The following is a 25148-nucleotide window of genomic DNA, read 5'->3' as shown; positions in this document are numbered from 1 at the left end:
AAGTGACTGGTAACAGAACCAGAGAAAAATAAAGCAGAGCCATTGTATTCCTGCCAATATATAGTACAACTTATTGCCAACAGATTTAAAACTAAGAGTCTGGCCATCAGGGCTGGTTTACCTGCCATTCTGAACCCGGGCAGTGTTCTGAATCCTCACGTACTCGGTGTACGCTCCGGTTTTTGCGCGCTGTCCGTATCCAGACTGGCAGCGACAATAACGCCTGATGGGACAGGCTTTAAGCCAGGAAATTTCTTAAATGAGCGTTATTAACGCTCTGCTGCATAAGGCTATCCATGATTGGTGAACACCTCACCCCCGCGCAATTGTCGGACCGTGAATCCGAGGATGATATTCGCGCGTTAAGTAAAGCATTTTCACTGCGGAACTGGCACTACGTGGATATTGCCGTTCAGGAAAGAGTGACCGAAATCGTCACCCGCTGGCCATTGCTGGCTGAACTTGCCTCGAAAGCAGACAAGGTTCTGTAATGCCGGTGATTGCCATACAGGGACTGCGGGGTGGGGCAGGCGCAACATCACTGACCGCAGCTTTTGCCTGGGCGCTGAGCCAGCTGGGTGAAGCGACAATCGCAGTGGATTTTTCAGCCGATAATTTGCTGGGTATGCATTTTAATATGCCCGCCGGTCTGTCGCGCGGCTGGCTTCGCGCGGCGGTTGACCAGCAGCCCTGGCAGCAGAGCGCGATGCGCTATGCGCCGCAGCTCGATTTTATTCCTTTTGGTCAGCTCAGCGATGAAGAAAAGATGGACTTTGCTGCCCGTCCACTGGACTTTTTCAGCCGCTGGCCTGCGCAGTTAGCCGAGCTGAAACAGCATTATGCCTGGATTTTACTGGATATTCCTGCCGGGGATACGCCCTGGACCCGCACCCTGCTGGCCGGGGCAGACCGGACGATCAGCGTGATTGTGCCAGACGCTAACTGCCACATCCGGCTGCATCAACAGCGATTTCTGCCAGGCACATTGCATCTGATCAATCAGTTTTCACCGTTAAACCGCGCGCGGCAGGATATTCACCAGCTGTGGCTGAGCAGCCTGCACAATCTTATCCCGCTAACCATCCATCTTGATGAGGCGGTGGCGGAAGCGCTGCTCAACAAGCAGCCGCTGGGGGAGTACCGGCCACTGAGCCTGGCGGCGGAAGGCATGATGACTTTGGCAAACTGGGCGCTGATTAACCTGCGTGGCAAAACAGCATGATGCTGCTGCGTTGGCTGCTGGTGCCCTCCCTGTGGCAGGCGCTGCGTCTGCGTTACGCCGGTTACCGGCGGCAGAGCGTGTCGCCCCTGACCGCCGCGCTTCACTGCGGCTGGCGTGCGCTGGGCTGGGCCATTTTTCGTTTCGAAACGCCACAGTGGCAGCGCGTGTTCGCCCGGCGGCACCGGTTTTATCCGCACATTTCGGCGCAGCGTCCGCGTCCGGCAGATATCCTGCGTTATGCGCTGCAAAGCCTGTGGCTGCTGGTGGTGATGCCGCAGAATGCAGCGACGGTTGGTCAGCGTGCCCGCGTTCTGACCTTTGCCCGTTGCCGTCAGTGGCTTTATCTGCGTCTGGAAAGGCTGCCGCTGTGGGCCCGTCAGCGGGATCTGGAAAAGCGCGCCGACCATCTGCTGTGGCAGATGCCAGCGCTGTTGCGCAAGGCGTTGTTTAGCTGCGCCGTGCTGATTGCCACCCTGCTGGCCTTTTTATGTATCTCCCAGCCGTTTTCGGTGTTCACCCAGTTTGTTTTTGTCATGCTGCTGTGGGGCGTGGCGATGGTGGTGCGGCGCATTCCGGGCCGTCTGCCCACCATGATGATGATTGTGCTGTCGCTGACCATCTCCTGCCGCTATCTGTGGTGGCGCTTCACCGCGACGCTGAACTGGGACGATCCGGTCAGCCTGACTTTCGGCTTCCTGCTGATCGCAGCAGAAACCTACTCCTGGGTGGTGCTGATCCTTGGCTATTTCCAGACGCTGTGGCCGCTGCACCGTCAGCCGGTATCGATGCCGGAAGCGATCAGCAGCTGGCCAACCGTCGATCTGCTGATCCCGACCTTCAACGAGCCGCTCAGCGTGGTTAAGCCCACTTTGTATGCTGCCCTCGGCATTGACTGGCCGAAAGAGAAGCTGAACATTTATCTGCTGGATGACGGCAATCGTGCGGATTTTTGCGCCTTTGCCGCTGAAATCGGTGTGCATTACGTGGCCCGCACCAGCCGTGAACACGCCAAAGCGGGCAATATCAACCATGCCCTGCGGACCCATTGCCGGGGCGAGTTTGTTGCCCTGTTTGACTGTGACCATGTACCGACCCGCTCTTTTCTGCAAATGACGCTGGGCTGGTTTTTGAAAGATCCCCGGCTGGCGATGTTGCAGACGCCGCATCACTTCTTCTCCCCCGATCCCTTTGAACGCAACCTGGGACGGTTTCGTCGCACGCCAAACGAAGGCACGCTGTTTTATGGCCTGGTGCAGGACGGCAATGATGTCTGGGATGCGGCGTTTTTCTGCGGTTCCTGTGCGGTTATCCGGCGCACCGCGCTGGATGAGATCGGCGGTATCGCGGTGGACACCGTCACGGAAGATGCCCACACCTCGCTGCGGCTGCACCGCCACGGCTACACCTCGGCCTATATCCGCATCCCTCAGGCGGCCGGCCTGGCGACCGAAAGCCTGTCAGCCCATATCGGTCAGCGCATTCGCTGGGCTCGCGGCATGGTGCAGATTTTCCGGCTGGATAACCCGCTGAAGGGCAAGGGGTTGAAGCTGGTCCAGCGCCTGTGCTATGCCAATGCGATGCTGCACTTTCTCGCCGGTATCCCCCGGCTGATCTTCCTGCTGGCCCCGCTGGCTTTCCTGCTGTTTCACGCCTTCATTATTTTTGCTCCGGCGCTGACCATCGCCATTTTTGTGCTGCCGCATATGCTCCACACCAGCCTGACCAATTCGCGTATCCAGGGACGCTGGCGGCACTCTTTCTGGAGTGAAGTCTACGAAACCGTGCTGGCCTGGTATATCGCCATACCGACCACCGTGGCGCTGTTCAGACCGCACAAAGGCCGGTTTAACGTCACCGCCAAAGGCGGTCTGGTGGAGAAACGGCATCTCGACTGGGTGATCACCCGTCCCTATATGCTGCTGGTGCTGCTCAATCTGCTGGGGGTGCTTGCCGCCGTCTGGCGACTCCATGCCGGGCCGCCGCATGAGGTGCTGACGGTGTTGGTCAGCCTGATTTGGGTGCTCTACAACATGGTCATTCTGGGGGGCGCGGTGGCCGTCTCGGTCGAAGCCCGGCAAATCCGCGAGGCGCACCGGGTGGAGATAGCCATGCCGGCGGCGCTGGCGCGGGAAGACGGCCATATGTTCCCCGGTACGCTGCGCGACTATTCGGACGGCGGCGTCGGGCTGGAGATGCGCGAAGAGCATATCTTCAGCGAAAACGAGAAAGTGTGGCTGCTGCTGCGCCGTGGGCAGCAGGAGTTCAGTTTTCCCTGCTGCGTTCAGCGCACCTTCGGGCGTCGTGTCGGCATTCGCCTGCATCAGCTGACCACCGCACAACAGGTGGACTTTATTCAGTGCACCTTTGCCCGGGCCGATACCTGGGCGCTGTGGCAGGAGAGCTTTCCGGAAGACAGACCGATGCAGAGCCTGGCCGATATCCTGCTACTGGGCTTTAAGGGGTATCTGCGTCTGGCGGAATACGGTCCTCGCCCACTCCCTGTACTTTTTGCCATGCTGAGCCGCCTGGTGCGCTGGCTGGCCTCCTTTTTCCCTAGGGCTGTATCGCTGAGCGCCCTGAAACCCGACAGATGATGACAAGATGATAATGAAACGACGCTGGCTGGCCGCTTTACTGATGGGCGTGATATCGCTGTCGCAGGCCGCGACTTCAGATACCCTGCGCCCCCTGACCGACGCCGATGCGCCTGCGCAGAGGGTGTTGCCCGATCCGGCCTCCCCGGTACGTAACATCACGCTGGATTTTGCCCGCATTGCGCCCCCGCCGGGCAGCTTCAGCTTGCAGGGCACCCGGCCCCAGGGACAGATTGAGTTTGGCGTGCGCAGCGATGAAGTGGTGACCCGGGCAATACTGAACCTCAACTTTCAGGCCTCACCCTCGCTGATGCCCGCGCTGTCGCACCTGAAGGTCTATCTGAACGATCAGCTGGTGGGGCTGGTGACGCTGAGCCAGGATCAGCTGGGTAAAAATAATCAGATCGCGCTGTCGGTCGATCCGCGTTTTATCAGCGATTTCAACCGTATCCGTTTTGAACTGGTCGGCCATTACGCTAACGTTTGCGAAAACCCGGCCAACAGCGCCATCTGGCTGGATATCAATAAAGAGAGCGCGCTACAGCTGACGCTGCAAAAACTGCCGCTGAAAGACGACCTCTCCCACTTCCCGGAGCCTTTTTTCGATGCGCGTGATAACCGCCCGCTGAATCTGCCGGTGGTGTTTGCCAGCGCGCCCGATGCCGACCAGCAGCGGGCGGCGGCGATCCTGGCTTCGTGGTTTGGCACCAAAGCGGACTGGCGTGGGCAGAGCTTCCCGGTGTTGTACAACCAGTTGCCGCCGCAGCGCCACGCGGTGGTTTTTGCCACCAACGGGCAGCGGCCAGATTTTCTGAAAACCCTGCCGCCGGTGGACCAGCCGACGGTGGCGATGATCAGTCCGCCGAATAATCCCTGGCAGAAACTGCTGCTGATTCTGGGACGCGATGATAAAGACCTGCTGAACGCCGTCCAGGGGATTGCGCAGGGGGATGTGCTGCTGCGGGGTCAGGTGGCGGTAGTGGACAGGGTGAAGGCGCTGGCACCGCGTGAACTTTATGACGCGCCGAACTGGGTGCGTACCGACAGGGCGACCACCTTTGGTGAACTGCAACAGTTCCAGGGACAGTTGCAGTCTGACGGGATGCAGCCTGCGCCGGTGTCACTGACGCTGAAGTTGCCGCCGGACCTGTTCCTGGTGCGGGCGCGGGGAATCGATATGACCATTAACTATCGCTATACCTCGCCGGTGCAGGATGACGGTTCGCGGCTGGCGGTCAACCTTAATGACCAGTTTGTCCAGGATTATCCGCTGACCAACAAGCGTGATACCGGCAGACAGCTGATGCGCATCCCGCTGGTTCAGGGGCTACTGGACGGCAGTACCCAACTGACCATTCCGGCCCTGCGGCTCGGGGTGGTGAACCAGCTGCGCTTTGATTTTGACTATGCCAGCACCTTTATTGGCGGCACCTTCAACAACAACACCAACGAAGGCCGCTGCGAAACCATTACCCCGGTCAGTAACCATGTGGTGGTCGATCCGGAATCCACCATCGACTTCTCCGGCTATCGCCACTATATCGAAATGCCGTCGCTCAGCGCATTTGCCAATGCCGGTTTTCCTTTCAGCCGCAACGCCGATCTGGCTGACACCCTGGTGCTGGTGGAGAGTAAACCCGCCGCCGACCGGGTCAGCGCGCTGTTAAATACCCTGGGGAATATCTCGGCGCAGACCGGTTACCCGGCGCTGAAGGTGCGGCTGACCGACGACTGGCGTCAGGCGAAAACGCAGGATGCGGATTTGCTGATGATGGGCGCTATACCGGACGATTTAAGAGATAACAACAATATCAATCTGCTGGTGCAGGCGGCGAAAAGTCGGGTCAACAAGCCCGACCGGCAGGCGGTGCTGGACTACGGTCAGTCTTCCGCAGACGATCGTCGGCCCGAAAGTCAGACCACCATCAGCTCCACCGGACCGATGGCGGCGCTGGTGGGTTTTCAGTCGCCGTTTTATCCACAGCGCAGCGTGGTCGCCCTGCTGGCGGACAGCCCGCGAGCCTGGCAATTGCTCAACGGCGCGCTGAGCGACAGTGAGAAACGTGCGGCCATCTTCGGTTAAGCGTCGGTTATTCGCGAATCCGGCGTCAACAGCCTGCGCGTTGGTGAGACTTACTGGGTCGGGCATCTGCCCTGGTGGGAACGGGTGTGGAATGCGCTGGCCTCCCATCCGGTGCTGTTAGCGGTGTTTGCCGCCGTGGTGGTGATTCTGTTTGGTCTGCTGGTGTGGCGTCTGATGCGTAGCACAGGCCGCCGCCGTCTGGGTGACGAGGACGAGTTTTAGTGAAGCATCCGCTGCTGACCGGGTTGCTGCTGCTGCCGCTGACCACCTTCGCCGCGCCACAGATGGTGCAGCCGGTTGACTGGCTGCTACAACAGGTGCGGGTCGGTGAATCGGTATACCGCGACGATCTGGTCAGCCAGTCGCTCTACCGGCTGGAAAAAATTGCCCCGGATAATCCGCAGGTTATCGCGGCGCAAATCCGCCTCGCGTTGCATCAGGGCCAGCAGGATCGCGCGCGGCAGCTGCTGACGCGGCTGGAGGCGATTTCGCCGGATTCAGCCATTACCCGCCAGGCGCAGGCCGGGGTCCGCCTGACCAGCGCGGCGGGCAGACAGCAACTCCAGCAGGCCCGACTGCTGGCGGTTTCGGGTCGGCTGGCGGAGGCGCGGGCCGCTTATGATCGGCAGTTTCACGGCGTTTTTCCTGCCACAGATATTGCGCTGGAGTACTGGCAGCTGGTGGCGCGTCTGCCTGGTCAGCAGTCGCTGGCGCTGGCACAGTTGCAGGCGCTGGATGGCGATGCGCCAGGCAGTATCAGCGTACGCCTCGCCATTGCCCGGATGCAGCTGAGCCGCGACCAGCGTCAGGCCGCTATACGCCAGTTGCAGCAGGTGGCCGCCGAACCTGCTGGCCGCCGCCAGGCCGCAGCGCTGTGGCTGAAAACCATCCAGTCTGAGCCGGTCACGCCGCAAACGGTGGTGGCGTTGAAGGAGTACCTTGCCACCTTCACCAGCGACCAGCCGCAGGCGGATGGCCTGGCCGCGCTGGCCGCTGCTCAAAAAATGCTGGCCGACCCGGCTTACCAGCAACGTCTGCGCGGGCTGGCAATGATTGATCGCGGGCAGAGCCTCGCGGCGATTCCGGCATTAAGAGCCGCCCTGCACGCCACGCCCAATGACCCGCTGTTACTGGGCGCGATGGGCCAGGCTTATTCACGGGCCAACCGCCGCGCCGAAGCCGGCGTCTGGTATCAGCGGGCGATTGCTGCCGACGGGCAGGGCACCGATATCGACAAATGGCGCAGCCTGCAACGTTCAAATCTCTACTGGCTGGCGATTGCTCAGGGTGACAGCGCCGTGGCTGTCGGCGATCTGCGCCGCGCCGCGCTGCATTATCAGCAGGCCCGTGCGCTGGATGGACGCGATGGCTATGCATTAATTGGCCTGGGCGATGTGGCGCTGGCGCAGAAAAATCCGGCGCAGGCCGAACGGGATTACCGCCAGGCATGGCGGATGGATGCTGCCAATATCACCGCGTTAAGACGGCTGGTGACGCTGTATCAACAGCAGTCACCCCAACGGGCGATGGCTTTTATAAACAGCCTGCCCGCCAGACAGAAGCGGGCGCTGAACGATACGCTGGTCACGCTCAACAATACGCTGCTGAGCGCCGAAGGCGATCGGCTGGCCGCCAGCGGAAACTGGCCGCAGGCGGTCGCGACGTATCGACAGGCACAGCGGGCGACGCCCGATGACGTCTGGCTGAATTACCGTCTGGCGGGCGCGCTGCGTCAGACGGGAGAGCGGCAGGCGGCGGATAGTCTGATGGCCGCGCTGGCCAGACGGAAACCGGAGGATGCCAGCCAGGTGTATGCGTACGCGCTGTATCTGTCTGCCAGTGACCGCACTGACGAGGCTCTGCGCCAGCTGCATCGCCTGCCGACCGCCCGCTGGGATCAAAATCTTAACGATCTGCACGCTCGCCTGATGATGGAGATGAGCCTTGCCCGCGCCGAACGGTTGTATGCCGCAGGCGATCGGGCGGCGGCAGACGCGCTGCTCGACACGCTACCTGCATCCACACGGATTACCCTTACCCGCGCCGACTGGGCGATGACGCAGGGCGACAGTGAGCGCGCACTTCATGGATATCGCGCGGTGCTGGCGGTTGAGCCGCAAAACACCACCGCCAGACTGGGGGAGATTGACGCGCTGCTGGCGCTGAAGCAGCTGCCGCAGGTCCGACAGCGGCTGGTGGCGCTGCCTCCAACCACGGTGACGGAGAGTGTCAATGCCGGACGACGGGTGGCGGCGGCCTGGCTGGCGGTCGGGGATGCGGCCCATGCTCAGGCACTTTATCGCCGCCTCAAACCGCAGGCGGAAAAAGAGATGCCTTCCGCAGGCAGCGCGCTGCTGTTTCGCGATGCCGCCCGGCTGGCCGCCAGCCAGCAGCAGCCGGTTGCGGCGCAGGATGATTATGGCCGGGCGATGCTGGCCAGTGGCATCAGCGATACGCTACCGACAAATCAGCAGGCGCTTACCCGGTTGACCCGCAATAACCCGGCCGATGACTGGCTGAAGCGGAGTATCCGCAGCGATGCCGCCACGCTTGCCCGGCAGCAGGACACCACCCTGACCATTGCGGAGGATTATTCCCGCAGCAAAGGCACTGGCGGTATCTCTGATTTCACCGCCCACACCACCATGATGCAGCTGGAGACGCCGCTGGCGGCAGGCAAAGGTTTTGTGCGGCTGGATAATGTCTCCCTCTCTGCCGGGACTTTTTCGCGAAATGCGCAGGGTAATATTGACGACAACTTTGGCACCTGTGCCAGTACGGATGCGGTCTGTCGCCGGGATTTCCGGCAGCACCAGAACGGCACCAGCGTTGGCCTTGGCTACAACAGCGAGCGCTGGTCGGCGGATCTGGGCACCACGCCGCTGGGCTTTGAGGTGACTAACTGGGTCGGTGGCCTGACCTGGCACGACAGTATTCAGGATGTTGGCGTGTCGGTCACCGCATCACGCAGGCCGGTTTCCAGTTCGTTACTGGCCTATGCCGGGGCGCGTGACCCCGCAGAGGCCAGCGGTAAACGCTGGGGCGGCGTGGTGGCGACCGGCGGCGAGATCGGCCTGAGTTACGATCGTGGCGAGGCTAATGGTCTGTGGGCCAGCCTTGGCGCGCATCAGCTGACCGGCGAAAATGTCCGCGACAACAGCCGTCAGCGGCTGATGGCGGGTTATTACTACAAGCTGATTAATGAAGATAATCGCCGGGTGACGGTGGGGCTGAACGCGATGCTGTGGCACTACGCTCACGATCTCAGTGATTATTCGCTGGGCCAGGGCGGCTATTACAGTCCACAGCGTTACCAGTCGCTGGCGATTCCGCTCACTTACCGTCAGCGCAGCGAAAACTGGTCGTGGAGTCTCGGTGGCTCGCTGTCATGGTCACAATCCCGCAGCCGTGGCGAACCGCGCTATCCCCTCTCTGATACCTCGCTGACTGGCGATAACCCGACGGGCAGTGACGGCAGCAGCAGCGGGTTCGGTTACACGGTGCAGGCGGCGGTGGAAAGACGCCTCAGTGCGCACTGGACGCTGGGCGCGGGTGTGGATCTGCAACAGGCGAAAGATTACACTCCCAGCCAGGGTTTACTCTATGTACGTTATTCGATGACGGGCTGGCAGGGTGATCTGGATATGCCCGTGCAGCCGTTAACGCCGTATGCCGACTTCAATTAGGCTAACGTGCTGATATTTAACGTTGCCTGGTCATAGCCAAAACGCGTCTCAGCGCATGCTTCCTTAAGGGATGACTTAACAAGCGCCTGCCATCATATATACTCAGGACAGTTTTGCCGCCTGCGTGGCGGCATTCAGCATTGCGGAGAACAGGCTTGCGCGTCAGTCGTTCATTAACGATAAAGCAGATGGCGACGGTTTCAGGGGTGGCAGCTGTCACTATCTGTATTTTTATCGTCATCCAACTTTTCCATTTTGTGCAGCAGCGCAGGATTGACTATGCCCAGCAGATGGAAAATATCGCGCATACCGTGCGTCAGCCATTGTCCCGGGCGGTTCTGAAGGCGGATATCAGTCAGGCCGGATTGATTCTGTCGTCGCTGAAACCCGCCGGTATTCTGGCACAGGCTGAAGTGGTGCTGCCCAGCGGGATGCAGGCGCTGCATACGGATTTCGAACCCACCAGACCGGTGCCGGAGCTGGTTGCCCGCCTGTTTGAGTTACCGGTGAAAATTACCGTGCCGCTTTATTCGCTGGAGCCGTCGAACCCGAAACCGCTGGCGCTGCTGGTGTTGCAGGCGGATTCCTGGCGGGTGTACCAGTTTATTCTCAGCGCGCTGTCCACCATGGTGACCATCTGGCTGCTGCTGGCGCTGATCCTTTCGGTGTCCATCAGCTGGTGTATTAACCGCCTGATTGTCCGCCCTTTAAGAGCCATCGCCGCTGAGCTACAGGATTTGCCGCCGCAGGAAGCCATCTCGCACCAGCTGGTCCTGCCGAAACGCCACCGTGATGATGAGCTGGGGGTGCTTATCCGCAGCTATAACCGCAACCAACAGATTGCCGGCGCGGTGCACGATGAAATGAGCCGTCTGACCACCCGCGTTGCCCTGACCAACCTGCCAAATAAAGCCCTGTTTCTTGCGCTACTGGATGAGCATCTTAATTCGCTCTCCGGCGATGAGTCGTTTACCGTGCTGATCCTGCGCATCGAAACGCTGCTGGAAGCGAATGGGGTGGTGGCGGACGAACAGCGTGACGCGCTGTTACTGACGCTGCTGGAGAGAGTCAAAGGCTGCATTGACAGTCATACCATCATTGGGCAGATCTCCGGTAGCGATTTGGTGCTGCTCGCCAGACGTGCCAACAGTCCGTTTCGGGCGATGCGGCTGGCGCGCCTGCTGTTGCTGCGTCTGAATCAGCCGGTGACGCTTTCGCAAATGCAGCTGCGGCCCAATGTCAGCATTGGCCTGGCCCAGCGCGATGACAGTCATCTCAGCGCCCAGGATTTTCTCAGCCGCGCCGCGTCAGCGATGATGTCAGCCCGGCATCAGGGTAAAAATCAGATCCTGTTTTTCGACCCGGCGATGATGGAGCGCGCGCACAAGCGCCTGACCCAGGAGCACGATATCTTGCAGGGGCTGGCGGAAGAGAAATTTTCGCTGTTTCTGCAACCACAGGTGGATATGCGCAACGGCCAGCTGGTCGGCGCGGAGGCGCTGTTGCGAATGCGCCAGCCGGATGGCAACTGGTCGCTACCGGAGGATTTGATCGTCAATGCGGAAGAGATTGGGGTGATAGGTTCGCTGGGACGCTGGGTATTTGAAGAGTCCTGCCGGGTACTGGCGGCCTGGCAGAAAGCCGGGGTAGAACTGACGCTCAGCGTCAACCTCTCTGCCGCGCAGCTGCGTGAGCCAGATATGGTGCTGCACCTACGCGACCTGATTGATCGTCACCGCATTTTACCCGGTAGTCTGATGCTGGAAATTACAGAAACCGCACAGGTGGAAGAGCTGGAACTGGCGCTACGCCTGCTGGGCGAGTTGCAGGAGTTTGGTGTGTCGGTGGCGCTGGATGACTTTGGCATGGGCTATGCCAATCTGAACTGGCTCAGCCAGTTTAAATCCCTGCCGATCAGTAAGTTAAAGATGGACCGCAGCTTTGTCTGTTTACTGCCCCATGACGATACGATGGTGAAGATAGTGGCAGCGATAGCCGAGATAATCAGGCTGGACGTGATAGCGGAAGGGGTGGAAACGCCGCAACAGCGCGACTGGTTGCTGGCACGGGGTATCTTTATCGGTCAGGGATATCTTTATTCTGAAGCGCTTGCTGTTGCGGCCTTCAATCAGAAATACTTCGCCGCTCTTCAGAGCGCAACAGATCAACGCTTTCAGGATTGCTGACGCAGGCTGAACCTGCTCCGGACGACATTTTCTCCCGTTACCACTGCCCGATTATCTGAGTACAGCCGGGAGCTGAAGTGATTCAGCTCTTAAAACGTTATTCTGGTCTGCTCAGAATGTGTCAATTTATATCAATTCGGTTGACAGGGTGTTAGGTTTGCGTTGAAGTTTGACGATAACTACAACGAACCCACCCGTCATTAAGCTGTTAACGGATATTGCTATGAAAACGTCTCTGTTTAAAAGTCTTTATTTCCAGGTCTTAACCGCTATCGCTATCGGTGTGCTGCTCGGCCATTTCTGGCCTGAACTGGGCGCGCAGATGAAGCCGCTGGGCGATGCTTTTGTAAAACTGATCAAGATGATTATCGCCCCGGTGATTTTTTGTACCGTGGTGACCGGCATTGCCGGAATGGAGAGTATGAAAGCCGTGGGGCGCACCGGTGCCGTGGCGCTGCTCTATTTTGAGATTGTCAGCACCATCGCGCTGATTATCGGTCTGGTGGTGGTTAACGTGCTGCAACCGGGTGCCGGGATGAATGTCGATCCGGCCACGCTGGATGCCAAAGCGGTGGCTGTCTATGCCCAGCAGGCGGAGCAGCAGGGTATTATTCCCTTCCTGCTGGATATTATTCCGGGCAGTGTGATTGGTGCCTTTGCCAGCGGCAATATTCTCCAGGTGTTGCTGTTCGCCATTCTGTTCGGTTTTGCCCTGCATCGCATGGGTGATAAAGGCACGCTGGTGTTCAATTTTATCGAGAGTTTCTCCCGCGTCATCTTCGGCATCATCAATATGATTATGCGTCTGGCTCCGATTGGTGCCTTCGGCGCGATGGCGTTTACCATCGGTAAATATGGCGTTGGCTCGCTGGTACAGCTCGGCCAGCTGATTATCTGTTTCTACATCACCTGCGTGCTGTTCGTGGTGATTGTACTGGGATTAATCGCCCGCGTGGTCGGCTTTAATATCTTTAAATTTATTGCCTACATAAAAGAAGAACTGCTGATCGTGCTGGGCACCTCTTCGTCGGAGTCGGCACTGCCACGTATGCTGGACAAGATGGAAAAGCTGGGCTGTAAAAAGTCGGTAGTCGGCCTGGTGATCCCTACCGGTTACTCTTTTAACCTCGATGGCACCTCGATTTATCTGACCATGGCTGCGGTATTTATTGCTCAGGCCACCAACGCCCATATGGATATTTTCCATCAGATAACCCTGCTGGTGGTGCTGCTGCTCTCCTCGAAAGGAGCCGCAGGCGTGACCGGCAGTGGCTTTATCGTGCTGGCGGCGACGCTGTCTGCCGTCGGTCATCTGCCGGTGGCCGGACTGGCGCTGATTCTGGGGATTGACCGCTTTATGTCCGAAGCACGTGCGCTGACCAATCTGATTGGTAATGGTGTGGCGACGGTGGTCGTGGCGAAGTGGGTCGATCAGCTGGATGAAAAGCAACTGAATGAGACGCTTTCTGCCTCAGGAAAGGCTAAAAAGCTGTCTGAAATCTGAAGATAAGCGGTTAATTCACTAAAAATCCTGACAAATGCCCGCTGCGACTTGCCCTCGCGGCGGGCATTTGCATAATAATCCCCAACAATTTTATCATTTTTCACTTTCCGCTGAGACTTCCTCGCCGGGATGTGGTCTAACAGGCTGTTCTTTCTTTTACAGCAGCCCCTGCCGACAGCAGCAGGCTGAAGACCGCCAGTGATTATTTTTTGGTTTGTGATTGAGTAGGGGTTCACATGCAGGGCACCAGAATTCGTCTTTTGGTTGGTGGAATACTGCTGACCGCTGCCTGCGGTATGGTTCAGGCTGAAACGCTGCAACCCGATCCCGCCTGGCAGCAGGGAAAACTCAACAATGATTTCAGCTGGCAGGTGCTGGCTACGCCTCAGCGTCCCAGCGACCGTGTTGAAGTTCGTTTAATGGTTAATACCGGCTCGCTGATGGAAAATACGCAGCAGAGCGGATACAGCCACTTACTGCCACGTCTGGCACTGGTGCATAACGCAAAGCTGGATACCGCGCAGCAGCGTTCACTGTGGCAGCAAAGTATCGACCCGGATCGGCCGCAGCCGCCCGCGTTAACCTCTTATGACTACACGCTTTATTCCCTCAGTCTGCCAAACAACCGTCCGGAAATGCTGAAAGAGGCGCTCAGCTGGCTGGCCGCCACCGTGGGTGATATGAGCATCAACCAACAGACCGTCAGCACGGCGCTGAATGCCGATGACCCCATTGCCAGCTGGCCGGCCAATCCGCGGGATGTCTGGTGGCGTTACCGGTTGAAAGGTTCACCGCTGTTGGGGCACGACCCCCTGACGCCTCCGGACGTGCCGGTCGATCCGGAAAAACTTAACGCCTTTTATAAGCAGTGGTATACCCCGGATGCGATGACCCTGTTTGTGGTGGGCAACGTTGACAGCCGCAGTCTGGTGGAACAGATCAACAAAGCATTTTCACCGTTGCAGGGTAAGCGAACCACCCCGACGCCGATACCCACGCTGCCGCCATTGCCTCCGCAGCCGGTTAATCTGGTGAATGGCAACCTGAATCAGGATCGCCTGTCGCTGGTGTGGGATGCGGCGTGGCAACCCATTCGTGATGCGCAAAATCTGCAACGCTACTGGCAAAGCGACCTGGCGCGTGAAGCGCTGTTCTGGCACGTTCAGCGTGTGCTGAGCCAGAGTAAAGCGCAGAAAGTCCAGGTAGGTTTTGACTGCCGCGTGCTTTATCAGCGTGCGCAGTGCGCCATTAATCTCGATGCCGATAACGCAACGCTGGGCAGTAATCTTAATCTGGTGGCCCATGAGATGGCGAATATTCGCGACAACGGTCTGCCGCAGGAAGAGTTTGACGCGCTGATGGCGCAAAAGACCGCCGAGCTGAGCAAACTGTTTGCTACCTATGCCCGTACCGATACGGATGTGTTGATGAGCCAGCGCCTGCGTTCGCAGCAGAACGCCGTGGTGGATATCGCGCCTGAGCAGTATCAGAAGCTGCGACAGAACTTCCTGTCGGGCCTGACGTTGCAGATGATGAACCAGGAGCTGCGCCAGCAGCTGTCTCAGGATATGACCATGGTGTTGATCCAGCCGCAGGGGGAAGCGGAAACGGATATGCAGATGCTGCAACAGAGCTGGCAGAAGATTATGCAGCCGACCACGCCAGCGCCTGCCAGTACCCTCGATGAAACCAGACCGGAAGTGTCTGATATTCCCGCTTCACACAATTAACATCGTGACCACCCGGTCCTGCTACAAGGGGACCGGGTGGCGCGAATCGGTCTGTCTCATCTCTCACCACTTGCGCGCCCGCAGCCATTCATTGACCAGCATCGGCCAGCTTGCCAGCGGCAGGTCGGCGACGTTACGAATGCCAAAGCCGTGGCCGCCCTTCTCGTAGAAATGCAGTTCACTGGCGACCTTTTTCTCCCGCAGCGCACTGAACATCAGCATACTGTTGTTGATCGGCACGGCCTGATCGTTAACGGCATGAATCAGCAGGGTTTGCGGTGTTTCCTCGCTGACGCGGGTTTCTACTGACCAGTTGTCAATCTCCTGCTGAGTCGGGTGTTCCCCCAACAGACGCTGGCGTGAGCCGGGATGCGCCAGTCCTTCCCGCATACTGATTACCGGATAAAGCAGAACCAGCGCATCGGGCCTGGCTGAGAGGGAGTCGGCAATATCCTGTACCGGATAGAGTTTTTCAGCAAAGCGTGTGCCTGCGCTGGCCGCCACATAGCCCCCGGCAGAAAAGCCCATCATCACGATGCGTTTACCATTCAGGCCCTGCGCCGCCCGATGCCGCAGCACCCTCACGGCCCGTTGTGCATCAGCCAGCGGCGCATCCGCACCTTCATGGTGTCCATCCTGCGGTAAGCGGTAGGTCATCACCGCCAGCGTGTAGCCCATGGTGGTAAAAAACATCGCCAGGGCGCTACCTTCTCTGTCGATCATAATGCGTTCGAATCCGCCGCCGGGGGCGACCAGCAGCGTCACGCCGTTAGACTCCTGCGGATACCAGATAGCGATTTCCGGGCAGCGTATGCCGGAGGCGACACGGTCATGAGGCTGAAATGCTTCAGCTAAATCAATAATTTGCGGCTGCACCTGTGAATCACTGGCACCGGGTGCGTCACCGGTGGGCCAGATATTGATAATTGCAGTTTCCATCGATGCTCCTGTTACAGGTTTATGCCCGTGAAGAAATTGCCGTACGGGTGCCATATAAGCATTGTCGATTAATTAATATTACGTCCAGAAAATAACCGTTATGGTGAGCTATTTCAGACTATGCCGTAAAAAGAGGGTGAAAAGCGCTATTTCCGCAATTTCCAAAACTAACGTTATGTTTTGAAATGTTATTTATAGTGTCTTATTTCTTATCAATACGCTTTAAGTGCAATTTAATCACTCTTCGCTGTCATCACGCCGGATGATTTTCCGCACCCGCAGCCAGATTACCTGGTCGGGGGCGATAAATTCGTTCATCGCATCGCAGTGAACAATCTGGCGGCTTGTTGCTCTGGGGGGAGGGAGATAGCGAAGAAGATGACGCATAACGCTTTTTTTTGCTGTTAAAAGCATTATGTGCCGGTGCTGAATCATGGACGATCTTGTCTTATATCAACCGAACGGTATCAATCTCTTTTGCTGACTTACGCGGGTGCCTGCTCGCGGCCGGGAAAAGCAGTGAAGCATTTTTATTGATACAAGGAAGAGTTATGGCTAAGAGCCTGGCCCATCAGTCTGGTTTACCTGCCATTTTGAACCCGGGCAAAGCTCGAAATCCTCACGTACTCCGTGTACGCTTCGGTTGTTCCGCGCTGTTCGTGTCCAGAACAATAGCGCCCGGTGGGACAGGCTCTTAATCTGCTGTTCAGAAGGCATGCTTTAATGCCAGCAATTCTCAGCCTGTTTTGACGAACAATACCGTTAAAAATTCTGGCGGCTTACGATCTCAGCTCGCCGGGCCAGTACGGGGATAACGGAATGTCGATGCTTCCGCCGTAAAATCCTCTCATCAATCGCTTTATTCAGCTTAGTAAGAGGGGCAGGATATGCCGCAAAAGAACGTCATCGGGCCACGTTGGCTGATTTTTACCTGTTCCCTTCTGGCTGGCGCGCTGGCGGTCAGCCTGCCCGTTCAGGCTGTCACGCCTGCCTTTCTCGATCGGTCGGTGCTGGAGCAGGTCAGGCAGCAGCTTCACCACCACCAGGCCAGCGAGCCAACCCGCGAGGCCTGGCGACAGCTGAAACGCCAGGCTGATAAAGCGTTGCCTTTGCCGCTGATGAGCGTGACCGAAAAGGGAATGCTGCCGCCAGGCGGAACAAAGCATGACTATCTCAGCCTCAGCGCCTACTGGTGGCCGGACCCGCAGCATCCGGATGGACGCTGGATCAGGCGCGATGGCGAGATCAATCCGGCCAGTAAAAATAATCAGTCGGATGGCGTCAGGCTGGCGGCCTTTACCGCCAGAGTCCAGACACTGACGCTGACCTGGTATTTTTCCGGCGAGCAGAAGTATGCCGACCGGGCGATGGCGCTGCTGCGCTACTGGTTTATTAATCCGGCCAGTAAAATGAATCCCAATCTTAATTTTGCTCAGGGTGTGGAGGGCGTCGCTGCGGGACGTTCCACCGGCATTCTTGACGGACGTTATTTTGCCACCCGAGTGGTGGATTCGGTGATCCTGCTGCGCGAGGCGCCAGGCTGGCAGCAGAGTGATGAACAGGGCATTCATGCCTGGATGCAGGACTACCTGAGCTGGCTGAAAAACAGCAAGGCCGGAAAACGGGAGGCCAGAGCGGAAAATAATCATGGCAGCTGGTACAACGTGCAGGTGGCGGGGATTGCCTGGTATCTTCAGGATTTGCCGCTGATCCGCCAGCAGGTCAGGGCAGCGAGAAACAGAATGCAGCAGCAGATTGCCGCCGATGGTTCACAGCCGTTGGAGCTGAAACGCACCCGTTCATTTCACTACAGTTACTTTAATCTTCAGGCGCTGGTGTCACTGGCCGTACTGGCGGAAAAAGCCGGAGCTGATGACCTCTGGCGACCTGCTGCCGGGGAAAAGGTGGCTATCCTCACCGCGCTGGACTTTATGGCTCCTTACGCTGACGCCAGCAAAGCATGGCCATACCCGTCACGGGATCGTGTCAGTGACCGGCTGATCCCACTGCTTGCGCAGGCGGACATCAGCCTGGACCGCGACCATTATCAGTCGTGGATTAAGCAGGCCACCTTCACTACGGATAATAAAGCGGAGCAGGGGGCGTCAGAGGGCGCGCGCCGCGATACCTGGTTGCTTTCATTGCCGCGTTTTGCCCGGCAGTAAGCGCTGTCCGCCTGCACCCTTATATGATGGCTGTTATCAGGGGCAGGCGTTGCGGCCCGCAAGTCACGGTGATACGAATACCATTACCAGGCTTAACTCAGGCGGGCATTGCGCTAAGCGGAATAATGGCCCCGCGATGCTGAATTACCGTACTGGCGGTGAGGTGCCCGCGCCTTGCGGCCTCTTCGGCCCCGCCGCCAGTCAGGCGAACAGCCAGATAGCCTGCGCTGAACGAATCTCCGGCGGCGGTGGTATCCACCACGCTGGCGGCGGCCAGTTTGACAGCAGGGACATCGATCAACGGCTGACCCTGCTGCGAAACCAGACAGGATTCTGCCCCGCGTTTAATCACCACTTCCGTGACGCCTGCCGCGTGCGTTCGGGCAATCACGTCGTCAGCGCTGGCCTGGCCCCACAGTAAATCCTCGTCATCCAGCGTCAGGAAGGCGATATCAGTACAGCTCAGCATCGCCTCATAGGCTGATTGGGTGACCGTCGGCGATGACCACAGACGTGGGCGGTAGTTGTTGTCGAAAATAATCCTGCCGCCGTTCTGCCGACAGGCTTTCAGCAGCGCCATCAGCTTGTCCCGGCTCTGCGGGCTGAGAATGGCCAGGCTGATACCACTGAGATAGAGATAATCGTAGCGTGCCAGTTGTTGGCAGATTTCCTCCGCCTGGTCGCTCTCCAGCCAGTAGCGGGCAGCGGCATCATTCCGCCAGTAGAGGAAGGTTCGCTCTCCTTTTGCGTCGGTTTCGATGACATACAAACCCGGAAGTTTATTTTCCATACGCTGAACCAGCCCCGCGCCCACTTTTTCCTGTTGCCAGGCATTGAGCATCTCACTGCTGAAGTTGTCTGTTCCCAGCGCCGTGACGTACTGCACGTCCAGCTGCCGTTCGGATACCTGACGGGCGAGGTAAACCGCCGTGTTCAGCGTGTCGCCACCAAATCCCTGATTCAGGTCACTGTTTTTTTTCGATAGTTCAATCATGCACTCGCCAATCACGGCTATGTTTTTTTTCGTCATGGTCGTCTGCTCATCATAAATTTGTCCCAGTCTCTTCGTACTGACAGGCAGAGTCAATGTTTTAAAACAACGTTTTATTTTTATGTAAAGGGTGAAAATACGCTGAAAAAGTCGTCTGTTAGGCCGATTGAAAATGTGTCAGCAGAGTGATAATGGCGAATATCAGGGATAAATTACCGTACAGCCTGATGCCGATACATGTTTGTGGGAAGCCCTGCCAACATGGTTTCGTCTTCTTAAAGGATCTACATATGGTGCTGAAGAATATCAGTCACCGGCTCTCCCCCTCAATTGTCGTTAAAAAACAACAACAAGAGCGTTTGTACTGGCAACAATGTCAGCGCACCTATACGTTCCAGCCCATCTACCGGGTGACCGGCAGTCTGATGGCAATTGAGGTGCTCACGGCGGTGTTTCATCCTTCCGCACCGGGCCAGAGAATATCGCCGGAGTCCTATTTCGCCGCTCTTAGCGTCCATCAGCGACTGCTGATTGTTCAGGAACAGCTTGAATTATTGATAACCTGGGAGCAGAAATTTATTGCCGACCAGCTTTTGGTTTCGATCAATGTTGATGGTCCGACGCTACTGGCGGTGCAACATCATCCTGTCATCAGACAGCTGATTGCCCGTTGCCCCTGGCTGCGTGTCGAGCTGGTGGAACACCACAATCTGCCAGGAAAACAGATGATTGCGCAGATACCTGAGCTGGGGCCATTGTGGCTGGATGATTTTGGTTCAGGCATGGCGAACTTCTCAGCGCTGACTGAACTTGAGTTTGGCTACATCAAACTGGCGCGCGAGCTGTTTATGCTGCTGCGCGCGTCAGAAGAGGGGCAAAATCTGTTCAACTCCCTGCTGTTGCTGATTAGCCGTTATTGCCAGGGCGTGATTGTTGAAGGCGTCGAAACCGCTGAAGAGTGGCTCCAGGTGAAGAATTCACCCGCAGTTGCTGCCCAGGGCTACTTTTTCTCCCGCCCGCTCCCCTTTGATCGGTTGGATAACCTGCCGTTTCACCTCGCCTGATGTTGTTTCCGCACGCCTCGTCTATCTTTACTTAACACAGGAGTAAGGAAGAGGACGAAGCATGTCGCGAGCAGGAAAAATAATTAGCTGGATTGTCGGGATTTTTTTGTTACTGGTGGTTGTGCTGGTGATTATTATCGCCACATTTGACTGGAACCGCCTCAAACCCACCATTAACCAGAAAGTCTCTGATGAGCTGAACCGGCCTTTTGCCATTCGTGGTGATTTAGGCATGGCCTGGCAACGTAATCGCGATGAGCCAGGCTGGCGGCGCTGGATACCCTGGCCGCATCTCTATGCCGAAGATATTATGCTGGGCAATCCTCCGGATATTGCTGATGTAACCATGGTGCATCTCCAGCGCGTGGATGCCACCCTGTCGCCGCTGGCCCTGCTGCACAAGCAAATCTTTATTCCGTGGATCAAATTACAACAGCCAGACGCTCGCCTTATCCAGAATGCTGACCGCCATAATAACTGGACCTTCAATCTGGCGGACAGCGATAAAACGCAGCCCGCACAGCAGCCGTCGTCCTGGTCTTTCAGACTCGATAATATCCTGTTCGATAAGGGGAATATTACCTATCGTGATGCCATAAATAAGGCCGATGTGCAGGTTACGGTCACGCCGCTGGGTAAACCGGTGCCTTATGCCCAGCTTGCGGGTAGCAAAGAGGATGTTGCCAGTAAAGGTGCTTCGGACTTTGTTTTTGGCTGGCAGGCCAACGGCACTTACAACAATGAGAAGCTCAGCGGTGAAGGCAAAATCGGGGGCATGCTCTCTTTACGTAGTCAGACCAATCCCTTTCCGTTGCAGGCCGATGTGCGTAATGGCACCACCCGCGTTCAGGTTGCCGGTAGTTTGCAGGACCCTCTTAACCTGGGAGGGTTGAATATTCGTCTGCGTTTTGCCGGTGACACGCTGGCTAATCTGTATGGTCTGACCGGTATTTTGCTGCCGGATACCCCGCCGTATGAAACCGATGGCCATCTGATTGCCCGCTTCCAGGACAAGGCTGGCCCGGTATTCCGCTACGAAAACTTTAACGGTCATATTGGTGACAGTGATATCCACGGATCAATGACCTGGAGCCAGATCAAGCCCCGCCCCAAACTACAAGGGACGCTGGAATCGCGCCAGTTACGCATGGCTGACCTGGGGCCGCTGATTGGCGTGAAATCGGGCAAGGGCAGCGATAAAACGGAAAAAGCAAAGGCGGCGAGGGGGGAGGCATCCAACCAGCCAGCGGACCGGGTATTACCTCATGACAAGTTTGATACCAAAAGCTGGGATGTGATGGATGCCGATGTGAAGTTCAGCGGCAAGCGCATCGAACACAGTGATTCGCTGCCGTTAAGCGATCTCTACACCCATCTGGTGCTGAAAAACGGCGATTTGCTGCTGGATCCGTTACGTTTCGGCATGGCGGGGGGCACGTTAAACAGCACTATTCATATGGCCGGAGATACCACGCCAATGCGGGCGCGAGCCGACCTTCATGCCCGTAATCTCAAACTGAAACAGCTGTTTCCTGGCGTAAAGGCAATGCAAAGCAGCATGGGGCAGATGAACGGCGATGCAACCCTGAGCGGAACGGGGAATTCAGTGGCTGATATTCTTGCTACCAGTAACGGCGAGCTGAAACTGCTGATGAATGATGGGGTGATCAGCCGCAGCCTGATGGAAATTGTCGGTCTTAACGTCGGTAATTATGTTGTCGGGAAACTCTTTGGTGATGATGAGGTTCGCATCAACTGCGCGGCGGCAGATCTGAATGTTACCAACGGGCTGGCCTCCAGTCGGCTGTTTGTTTTTGATACGGAAAATGCGGTAATCAATATTACCGGCACCACCAACTTTGCTAATGAACGGATGGACCTGTCGATTAACCCGGAAAGCAAAGGGATCCGCATTATCACCCTGCGTTCCCCCCTGTATGTGCGCGGCACGTTCAAAAACCCGGATGCGGGTGTGAAGGCGGGTCCGCTACTGGCAAGGGGAGCGGCAGCCGTTGCTCTGGGGGCGGTGGTTACTCCTGCGGCAGCGTTGTTAGCGCTGATTTCGCCCAGCGATAACGAGCAGAATCAGTGTACCAACGTGCTTTCGCAGATGAAGAGTAAAAAATAAACGCAGTGAAAAAACCGGCCATCAGGCCGGTTAATGATGCTGTTGATAACCAATTCTCTACTCAATACAAAAGATTCAGGCGGTTTGCAATTTCGACAGGTGCAATATCCGTACTGTTGTTATATAAAAACTCAATTTCACCTAAATACTGGTCTAAGGTAATGCTGTTACTGTTGGATATATTCAAGAGGGGAGAGGGTAAACTGGATGTAATATGGGACAATGAGCCTGTTTGTCGCAGCTTTAATTTTTTTAATCTGTAACTTCTGCTGTGCAAAACATCAGCTTGCTGGCTGTTTTCTGAATTTGAAACATCAGAAAAAACAGGATATTTATTTAACGCCAGGAATTTGTTGTCTATACGCTCATAGTGAGAAATGATATTAAATACGCAAGACTTGTTCAGGCTGGATCTTTCCTGATTAATTAATTTTCCTGTTAATTCCTTCAGGATATTGTCTACTAATTTGACCTGAGGATCAAATTCCGAGACTGCTTTAATTTCAAGTCCTTTTTTAAACTTATTATTTTTATCAAAAGTGAAAAACATGGGGATTTTCTGAGCGTTCCCAACGTGACTGAATGTGCTGTGATTGTCATTCGGCTCTTTTGATCCCTTACTGGTTTCGGATCTTTTACTCAGAACAAACCTATCAGATCGGAAAGAGCGCCCGGCTTTGTTCTCCTCAATAATGGGCAGTGGATAGCACCAGAGCCTGTCATTATCACCGGGATGCATGGCAATCGGCATTATTTTGTATTCCGCAAAAAGATCTGCTTCTGTATTGAGTGCCGAAATTTTATACTCATCACTTTTTGAGGAAAAGATATTAGTATTAGTATTTGCTGATTCGGTTGAGGTTTTTTTTAATTGCAGTAAATCCATCGCAATTCTTGCGCCAACGGCGGTTCGTGGCAATACCATGTAAGTATGGTCATTAACCATGGTTCCGATTTGCAACCTTAACTCGCTTTTTGCTTCTACTTTTAAGACCAGTTCTTTTTCGTTTATTTTATCGGCCTGGGATTGTTCAATAATCATTTTTTCGATGTCAGGATTTTTCTTCTTTGATAGCAGCTGAGTTGAAAATATATTGAAATCGTCTGGCTTCATATCAAATGAAATGTTATTACCAGACAGAGTCTGATACAACATAATAGCATTGGCCTCAAAGGGCATGACGGTCATATAATCGATAGCGTTGGCGCTAAGGAACGCTCTTTCCAGACCTTGTCCGGTCCCGGCAAGAGCAACAAGCGCTTTCCTGTTGCGGTTTTGGAATGAGACGCTGATATTACCATTGTCCTTTTTTGCAAGAATAAGATCGTGAGTTACAGATAAACCAGTGACAATACCGGCAAACCAACCGGGGACGAAAGGAAGGCCGCCAGTAGCAACGCCAAAAAAAGCAGAGATGGAGCCTGCACAAGTAAGTTTTAGTATATCACCAGGCTTTATTTCATTTACCAGATCTGAAAATTTCGCAGGAATACCTGTGTGGTTTTTTATACCCAGAGCATCTTTAGAGACATTTACTTGTTGTTTTTCCGAAAAAGCATTTTTTTTGATGTTATAACCATACAGATGACATTTATTATTAAGTTCTCCCTTACCTTTCAGATAATCCGGTGTCTTTTTTGCAGCAGATATAAAGGCGGCGACACCGGGATCGGCAGCTTTTATCAATTCAGTTGTTGCCGCAATTTTATTGTGAGCAGCAAGATTAATTTTGGCTTTCTTAAGATGAAATCTGAAATTATCTATTGCTGTCTTTAAAAGGGGAATATACATGCTGCTGAAGTTGCCTGACCTGTCTGATGAAAAGGGTAGGCCTGCATGATATTTTTCATGGGGATCGCTGCCTAATCTTGAAGAAAAACTTTGAGGTGGTTTGTGGCTCACTCTTTGAGCAGATGATTTTTTATTTGATATATAAACAGGGTCAATGTAGTAGATCCTTTTTTTATCTCCTTTCCTGATCTCTGCTTGTATATGATCTGAACATCTTTTTACACTCTTCAGTTCATAGCCATTTTTAAAAATTATTGATATATCCTGTTCCAGAACGGAGTAATCTTTCTCCCGGTCATCAATGAAGATGGATTTCAGATACAGACTATTTCCTTTAAAATAATAAGATACAAATGTCTTGTCATCGATTTTAAATGTCAGTTGATCTTTCTTATCATTTTTTTCATATTTATCGAAGCTCAGGGTAATGTACTGCGACTCTGTATTAGCGTTGTGTCGAACGAGGTTAATATTAACCACATAGCTGTTATCAGAATTTTTATCATCAGCAATCAACAATCCATCACTGTTTATATATAAACCTTTAAACCTGAGTAGATTATTATCCGCAAGCTTAGCCGTTTGATATTGATAGCCAGAAGTGTACTTTTTTGCAAGCCCTTTCAGGAAATTATACTCATTTCCTCTGACCAGAACCAGACAGCCGTCCTCGTCCAGAGTCATTCCAGATTTATTTACTGGAAATGATTTTATCGAGCCACAATAGACAAAATGTTCTGAATTGATATCGTTGATATCAGTATCTTTGTATTCTGGCTTAATTGAACCCGGCACTTCATCAAGATATAAATTGGAGATAGCCTCGCTGCGAGTTAATGAGGATGTCGTATTTGATACGCACGACATTCTGTGCAAAAAAGGGGCTTTATCTCCTGCCGAAAATGTGTGTCTTCTGACGGCGCGGTGAATCTTATCAGGGTGCTGAGGGTGATCCGAACTGTGGCCTGTTATTAACATATTATTTCCTTTTACCCGCGTTAACTATGAGAAAAACGTTACGTAAATAAGAAGAGGGTGTTATTTCAGTACGCTTGATGATTTTA

General features: G+C 55.2%; 14 protein-coding genes and 1 pseudogene. 11 read left to right on the top strand and 4 right to left on the bottom strand.

From position 1 onward, the window contains the following. Positions 1-296: 296 nt before the first annotated feature. From bcsR to BG55_RS04490, 8 genes and pseudogenes are all read left to right on the top strand, one after another. A complete protein-coding gene (gene bcsR, locus BG55_RS04525) occupies positions 297-491 on the top strand; it encodes a cellulose biosynthesis protein BcsR (protein WP_034934775.1) in 195 nt (64 codons plus the stop codon). Continuing rightward, positions 491-1222, top strand: coding sequence for a cellulose biosynthesis protein BcsQ (gene bcsQ, locus BG55_RS04520; RefSeq protein ID WP_034934772.1), 732 nt, complete (start codon positions 491-493; stop codon positions 1220-1222). Before bcsR ends, bcsQ begins: the two co-directional genes overlap by 1 nt. Next, complete coding sequence (bcsA, locus tag BG55_RS04515; RefSeq protein WP_034934770.1) at positions 1219-3816, top strand: UDP-forming cellulose synthase catalytic subunit; 2598 nt, start codon at positions 1219-1221, stop codon at positions 3814-3816. Before bcsQ ends, bcsA begins: the two co-directional genes overlap by 4 nt. Positions 3817-3823: 7 nt before the next feature. Further along, positions 3824-6121, top strand: a pseudogene (gene bcsB, locus BG55_RS04510) (cellulose biosynthesis cyclic di-GMP-binding regulatory protein BcsB). Then, complete coding sequence (gene bcsC, locus BG55_RS04505; protein ID WP_034934768.1) at positions 6121-9585, top strand: cellulose synthase complex outer membrane protein BcsC; 3465 nt, start codon at positions 6121-6123, stop codon at positions 9583-9585. The pseudogene bcsB and the gene bcsC overlap by 1 nt, the downstream one beginning before the upstream one ends. 155 nt (positions 9586-9740) lie before the next feature. Beyond that, entirely contained in the window at positions 9741-11771 is a 2031-nt protein-coding gene (hmsP, locus tag BG55_RS04500; RefSeq protein WP_034934765.1) for a biofilm formation regulator HmsP, read from the top strand. A gap of 223 nt (positions 11772-11994) precedes the next feature. Continuing rightward, positions 11995-13275: a dicarboxylate/amino acid:cation symporter gene (locus BG55_RS04495; protein WP_034934763.1), complete on the top strand. Its 1281-nt coding sequence runs from the start codon at positions 11995-11997 to the stop codon at positions 13273-13275. A 236-nt stretch (positions 13276-13511) separates the two neighbouring features. Continuing rightward, a complete protein-coding gene (locus BG55_RS04490; protein WP_034934761.1) occupies positions 13512-15005 on the top strand; it encodes a M16 family metallopeptidase in 1494 nt (497 codons plus the stop codon). Between the two features lie 63 nt (positions 15006-15068). On the opposite strand, the gene BG55_RS04485 is transcribed toward BG55_RS04490, so the two are convergent. Together BG55_RS04485 and BG55_RS22775 are read right to left on the bottom strand one after the other, a co-directional pair. Further along, a complete protein-coding gene (locus BG55_RS04485; protein WP_034934760.1) occupies positions 15069-15944 on the bottom strand; it encodes an alpha/beta hydrolase in 876 nt (291 codons plus the stop codon). Positions 15945-16181: 237 nt separating this feature from the next. Further along, the gene (locus BG55_RS22775) at positions 16182-16331 is read right to left on the bottom strand and encodes a hypothetical protein (RefSeq protein WP_160170832.1); all 150 of its coding nucleotides are present in this window, start codon (positions 16329-16331) and stop codon (positions 16182-16184) included. A 500-nt stretch (positions 16332-16831) separates the two neighbouring features. Between BG55_RS22775 and BG55_RS04480 the strand changes: the two genes are divergently transcribed. After that, positions 16832-18109: an alginate lyase family protein gene (locus BG55_RS04480; protein WP_034934757.1), complete on the top strand. Its 1278-nt coding sequence runs from the start codon at positions 16832-16834 to the stop codon at positions 18107-18109. 97 nt (positions 18110-18206) lie between these two features. Here the strand turns inward: BG55_RS04480 and kdgK are convergent, their stop codons facing one another. After that, positions 18207-19139: a 2-dehydro-3-deoxygluconokinase gene (gene kdgK, locus BG55_RS04475; RefSeq protein WP_034934754.1), complete on the bottom strand. Its 933-nt coding sequence runs from the start codon at positions 19137-19139 to the stop codon at positions 18207-18209. A gap of 251 nt (positions 19140-19390) precedes the next feature. On the opposite strand from kdgK, the gene pdeH reads away from it, so the two are divergent. Further along, positions 19391-20164, top strand: coding sequence for a cyclic-guanylate-specific phosphodiesterase (gene pdeH / locus BG55_RS04470; protein WP_034934753.1), 774 nt, complete (start codon positions 19391-19393; stop codon positions 20162-20164). 61 nt (positions 20165-20225) lie between these two features. After that, positions 20226-22292 carry an AsmA family protein gene (locus tag BG55_RS04465; protein ID WP_034934751.1) on the top strand — a complete coding sequence of 689 codons (2067 nt, stop codon included), beginning with the start codon at positions 20226-20228 and terminating at the stop codon, positions 22290-22292. A 61-nt stretch (positions 22293-22353) separates the two neighbouring features. Here BG55_RS04465 and BG55_RS04460 read toward each other — a convergent pair whose 3' ends face one another. Beyond that, the gene (locus tag BG55_RS04460) at positions 22354-25062 is read right to left on the bottom strand and encodes a hypothetical protein (protein ID WP_152542623.1); all 2709 of its coding nucleotides are present in this window, start codon (positions 25060-25062) and stop codon (positions 22354-22356) included. Between the last annotated feature and the right edge of the window lie 86 nt (positions 25063-25148).

Source organism: Erwinia mallotivora (assembly GCF_000590885.1).
GTDB classification, from domain to species: domain Bacteria; phylum Pseudomonadota; class Gammaproteobacteria; order Enterobacterales; family Enterobacteriaceae; genus Erwinia; species Erwinia mallotivora.
Note: the sequence above shows the minus strand (reverse complement) of the source record. Positions and strands in the feature narration are given on the sequence as shown.

Excerpts from the sequence above, each read along its gene's own strand:
- bcsR (WP_034934775.1), top strand. The coding sequence starts at position 297 with ATGATTGGTGAACACCTCACCCCCGCGCAATTGTCGGACCGTGAATCC.
- bcsQ (WP_034934772.1), top strand. The coding sequence starts at position 491 with ATGCCGGTGATTGCCATACAGGGACTGCGGGGTGGGGCAGGCGCAACA.
- bcsA (WP_034934770.1), top strand. The coding sequence starts at position 1,219 with ATGATGCTGCTGCGTTGGCTGCTGGTGCCCTCCCTGTGGCAGGCGCTG.
- BG55_RS04495 (WP_034934763.1), top strand. The coding sequence starts at position 11,995 with ATGAAAACGTCTCTGTTTAAAAGTCTTTATTTCCAGGTCTTAACCGCT.
- BG55_RS04490 (WP_034934761.1), top strand. The coding sequence starts at position 13,512 with ATGCAGGGCACCAGAATTCGTCTTTTGGTTGGTGGAATACTGCTGACC.
- BG55_RS04485 (WP_034934760.1), bottom strand. The coding sequence starts at position 15,944 with ATGGAAACTGCAATTATCAATATCTGGCCCACCGGTGACGCACCCGGT.
- BG55_RS22775 (WP_160170832.1), bottom strand. The coding sequence starts at position 16,331 with ATGCGTCATCTTCTTCGCTATCTCCCTCCCCCCAGAGCAACAAGCCGC.
- BG55_RS04480 (WP_034934757.1), top strand. The coding sequence starts at position 16,832 with ATGCCGCAAAAGAACGTCATCGGGCCACGTTGGCTGATTTTTACCTGT.
- kdgK (WP_034934754.1), bottom strand. The coding sequence starts at position 19,139 with ATGACGAAAAAAAACATAGCCGTGATTGGCGAGTGCATGATTGAACTA.
- pdeH (WP_034934753.1), top strand. The coding sequence starts at position 19,391 with ATGGTGCTGAAGAATATCAGTCACCGGCTCTCCCCCTCAATTGTCGTT.
- BG55_RS04465 (WP_034934751.1), top strand. The coding sequence starts at position 20,226 with ATGTCGCGAGCAGGAAAAATAATTAGCTGGATTGTCGGGATTTTTTTG.
- BG55_RS04460 (WP_152542623.1), bottom strand. The coding sequence starts at position 25,062 with ATGTTAATAACAGGCCACAGTTCGGATCACCCTCAGCACCCTGATAAG.